This window comes from Mesorhizobium sp. M2C.T.Ca.TU.002.02.1.1 (assembly GCF_003997225.1).
The window spans coordinates 1-2,392 of sequence record NZ_RZTO01000892.1 but is presented as its reverse complement, the minus strand read 5'-3'; the positions used below and the strand labels follow the sequence as shown (position 1 = coordinate 2,392).

The following is a 2,392-nucleotide window of genomic DNA, read 5'->3' as shown; positions in this document are numbered from 1 at the left end:
GTCGGTGCCGGGCCCCGCATCGCCGTCGAGAGCCTCTGGGGTCGGCTCGGCCTCTTCGCCAGCCGCCGCGGCCGGCACGTGGCTGTCCGGGGCGGACAGGGGCTCGGGTTCGACTGTCGGGCTTTCATCTGACGGCGTAGCGCTAACGGCCTCTGGCGCCGCAGCCTGTCGATTGCTGGTCCGATCGCCTTGGTCGGTGGTCGATCGATCTTCTTGGTCGCCGTCCGCACCGTCGAGCTGGTCCTCGTCGATCACCACCAGCAGATGACGCGTGTCGGTGAGCCGCGCAAGGCCGGCCGGGTAGGAGGTGTCGGCGCCAGGCACCAGGCGCTTGACGACGCGGTCGCTGCTGCTTGCCACATCCGCAACCAGGGCCGCCAGCGTCCGCGGCTCGATGCCGAGCGCCGCGAACCCGTCGGAGGCTGCCTCGACATCGCCCTGCGCGTCGATGAAGGCGATGAAATGCCCGGCCTCCGTAAAACCGCCGATGGCTCGGCCGGCGATTTCGCCGGCGCTGCGCGAGCTGGTCTGGGTCGCCGGTACCGCGAGCAGGATTGCCTTCTCGCCATCCGGCATCGTCACGGCGCTGGCCAGGAAGCCGACGGCGCGGCTCACCATGCCGGTGGCCAGCCTCACCGTGATGGCGCGGTCGCTGCCGATGTCCGGAAAACCGCTGGTCGCCATGATCTGCCGCCGGGCGATCAGCGGCAGCTGCGCCGAGGCGCCGATGATGGCTTCGATATCCGGATAACCGAACGCCGACGCCCCCGGACCGTTCGCCCAGATCACCTGTTCGAGATCGGCCGACAGAATGGCCAACGCATCGCCCGCGGCAAAGCGCTGGCGCACCGCGTCGAGCACTGCGACGTCGAGGAAGGAGTAGTTTTCAGGCGGCATGTGCTGGCCGACCCTCCGGAGCGGGCGTTTTCAGTTAACGCTTTGTTAATAAAAGCCCATGGCCCGGAGGTCCACAAGCCTAGGCTTGCATCGGTCGAAATCTCTGGGCTCTTGGTTAACGGCCCAATGGCTGACGTACGGGAACATTTTTATGGTGCGGTGCAACAAAGATGTTGCAATGCACAAAAAAACCTTTATATTGCCACCATACATGAACGAGACGGCTTTCTGTCAAAGCCGCTACCCGAAAAAGGTTGGAAAATGTCCAAGACCGCTGCCAAGACCGCCGCAGAGACCATCGAAAACGTCGAATTCCCGAGCTTCGACGCTTCCAAGGCCACCGACCAGATCCGCGCCTTCGCCGAGAAGGGCGTCGAGCAGTCGAAGGAAGCCTACGCCAAGCTGAAGACCGGCGCCGAGGAGACCCAGAAGGTTCTGGAGTCGACCTACGAGACCGCCAAGACCGTTTCCAGCGACGTTTCGCTGAAGGCCATCGCCGCGCTGCGCGCCAATGCCGAGGCCAACTTCTCGCACCTCGAAGCCCTGGTCGGCGCCAAGACCCTTTCGGAAGTCGTCGAGCTGCAGACCGCGTTCCTGCGCAAGCGCGTCGAAATGGCCGTCGAGCAGGCCAAGGAGTTCCAGACCGTTGCCACCAAGGCGGTCGAGGATGTCTCCAAGCCGGTCAAGGCCGCCTTCGAGAAGGCGATGAAGGACGCCAAGGCTGCCTGATTTCCATGCACAACCCTGCGATGCATCAAAACGTCGCATTTCGTCAGACAAGCAGTCGTGCGAAGGGTTGAGCAACCAGATACCCGGGGATGGAACCTCCTCCCTCCGTCTCCGGGGTGACCAGCCAGCACCTCCTCCCGCTGGCTCGTAACAGGAAAAGGCCGGCACCTCCTCCCGCCGGCCTTTTCTTTTGCCTTGACGAAAGGCGGATGAGGAAACCCGTCCTTTGCCTAATCAAGGCCCTTGAATTAGAATCCGATAGCCCGTATTTGACGCATCGCCGAACGACAGAGCGGATCACGGAGAAAGAAGCTTTCACCTCGATCCGGTTCAGGCAAGCGTGCCGTTGTAGCTCAGCTGGTTAGAGCGCCGGATTGTGGATCCGGAGGTCGCTGGTTCGATCCCAGCCAACGGTACCATCGGCTTTGAACAAGGAACTGTTGGCCCTGCTGCGCGGAGCTCCCGGAGCTGATGCGTTTTCGGACAAAGGAACGTCGGCCGGCGACCTCGCGGCCGCCGCCCGCGTGCTGCTCGACGAGATCGCCGCGGCCGTCTCTTCCGGAAAGCGCTGGCATCACCACACGATGTTTCCGGAACCGATCCGCCGACAAATGGCGGATCTTCGTCGAGATCGAAGGCGAAGGCTCGTCGTATGGCCGCGCTACAGTGGTTGGTCCAGACCTCGCCCGCGCCCCACAGTCTTGGTCAACAGCGCCGCCGTCTCGGTGCCGGCCAATCACATGAGCAGCATCCGAGACATTGGCTT

2 protein-coding genes, 1 tRNA gene and 1 pseudogene are annotated in these 2,392 nt (G+C 63.3%); 3 read left to right on the top strand and 1 reads right to left on the bottom strand.

Features of this window, described 5'->3' with window-relative positions:
- Nucleotides 1-897: pseudogene (locus EOD07_RS31025) on the bottom strand (PAS domain-containing sensor histidine kinase); the annotation flags it as partial.
- A 261-nt stretch (nucleotides 898-1,158) separates the two neighbouring features.
- Between EOD07_RS31025 and EOD07_RS31020 the strand changes: the two are divergent.
- The 3 genes from EOD07_RS31020 to EOD07_RS31010 form a co-directional block, all read left to right on the top strand.
- Nucleotides 1,159-1,626: a phasin gene (locus tag EOD07_RS31020; RefSeq protein WP_127238002.1), complete on the top strand. Its 468-nt coding sequence runs from the start codon at nucleotides 1,159-1,161 to the stop codon at nucleotides 1,624-1,626.
- Between the two features lie 342 nt (nucleotides 1,627-1,968).
- Nucleotides 1,969-2,045 (top strand) — tRNA-His (locus tag EOD07_RS31015).
- A gap of 6 nt (nucleotides 2,046-2,051) precedes the next feature.
- Nucleotides 2,052-2,392 (top strand): hypothetical protein (locus tag EOD07_RS31010; protein WP_164772717.1); only part of this gene is annotated, 341 nt, incomplete at its 3' end.

Coding starts and splice junctions, on each gene's coding strand:
- EOD07_RS31020 (WP_127238002.1), top strand. CDS start 1,159: ATGTCCAAGACCGCTGCCAAGACCGCCGCAGAGACCATCGAAAACGTC.